This is a genomic window from Nereida sp., from assembly GCF_965655635.1.
Taxonomy (GTDB): Bacteria; Pseudomonadota; Alphaproteobacteria; order Rhodobacterales; family Rhodobacteraceae; genus Nereida.
Genome location: NZ_CBFHHE010000067.1, coordinates 1 through 1,460, shown reverse-complemented (window position 1 = coordinate 1,460; position 1,460 = coordinate 1). Strand labels below are relative to the sequence as shown.

2 protein-coding genes are annotated in these 1,460 nt (G+C 55.9%); both read right to left on the bottom strand.

The features are described from left to right. Nucleotides 1–643: biotin/lipoyl-containing protein (locus ACTF5M_RS11375; RefSeq protein ID WP_438961077.1), on the bottom strand; the 643-nt coding region annotated here is incomplete at its 3' end. A gap of 12 nt (nucleotides 644–655) precedes the next feature. Beyond that, nucleotides 656–1,460 (bottom strand): pyruvate dehydrogenase complex E1 component subunit beta (locus tag ACTF5M_RS11370; protein WP_438961076.1); only part of this gene is annotated, 805 nt, incomplete at its 5' end.

Genomic DNA, 1,460 nt, shown 5'->3' with positions numbered 1-1,460 from the left:
TCTTGCGCATGCCGTCCAACTTAACTTCTTCAAAAGCGCGACCTTCATACATGGCGATGACCTGATCAGTCCTCGGGCCTTGTGCGATTGTGGCGTGTTGGCTGCTTGCGGCTGGCGCTGGCGTAGCGGCAGCTTTCGGTGCAGCGGTGGCGTTTTCAACGTCTGCTTTGATGATACGGCCGTGGGGTCCTGATCCGGCCATGGATGACAGATCGATACCTTTGTCCGCTGCAATGCGTCGCGCGAGTGGAGTTGCAAATACGCGTTCGCCCTTGGCTGTCTGTGGTGCGGCGGGGGTGGGAGGTGTTTGTTGTGGCGCTGCAGGTGCAGCCTCTGTCTTTGTGGCTGCGGCTTCGCTGGATGCTGCGGCGGGTGTCGCAACTGCACTGTCGGCATCTTCGCCTTCTTCCAGTAGAACAGCAATTGCTGTGTTCACTTTGACACCTTCAGAGCCTTCGGCGACCAAGAGTTTGCCGATGACGCCTTCGTCCACGGCTTCAAACTCCATAGTCGCTTTGTCAGTCTCGATTTCTGCCAGCAAGTCACCGGAGACAACAGTGTCGCCTTCTTTGACAAGCCATTTTGCAAGTGTGCCTTCCTCCATCGTCGGAGAGAGCGCGGGCATTAGAATTTCAGTTGCCATATCTGCGGCTCCTTAACGGTAGGTGACTTGTTTAACGGCGGCGATGACCTCGTCCGTTGTGACAAGGGCAAGTTTTTCGAGGTTTGCGGCATATGGCATCGGTACGTCTTTACCGGTGCAACTGATCACGGGTGCGTCGAGATAATCGAACCCGTGTTGCATGATTTGGCTGCCGATGTAGCTGCCAACGCTGCCTTGTGGCCAACCTTCTTCGACGGTGACACAGCGGTTTGTCTTACGCACGGACGCCAAGATGCTGCCCATGTCCATTGGACGCAAAGTCCGCAGATCGATTACTTCCGCAGAAATACCCTCGTCGGCCAGCTTGTCTGCGGCCTCAAGAGCATATGTCATGCCAATACCAAATGAGACGATCGTCACATCTGTGCCTTCGCGCCAAATTCGTGCCTTGCCGAACGGAACAGTGTAGTCGTCCATGTCTGGCACATCGAACGACCGGCCGTAGAGAATTTCGTTCTCAAGGAAAATCACAGGGTTGGGATCACGGATCGCTGATTTCAGCAGACCTTTGGCGTCAGATGCGGAGTAGGGCATCGCAACTTTGAGACCAGGCACCTGCATGTACCATGCGGCGTAGTCTTGGGAGTGCTGCGCGCCAACTCGTGCCGCAGCACCGTTTGGCCCACGGAAAACCATTGGGGCGCCCATCTGACCGCCCGACATATAAAGCGTTTTGGCCGCGGAATTAATAAGGTGATCAATGGCTTGCATGGCGAAGTTGAACGTCATGAACTCAACAATCGGGCGTAGGCCAGCCATGGCGGACCCTGTGGCGATGCCTGCAAAACCGTGCTCG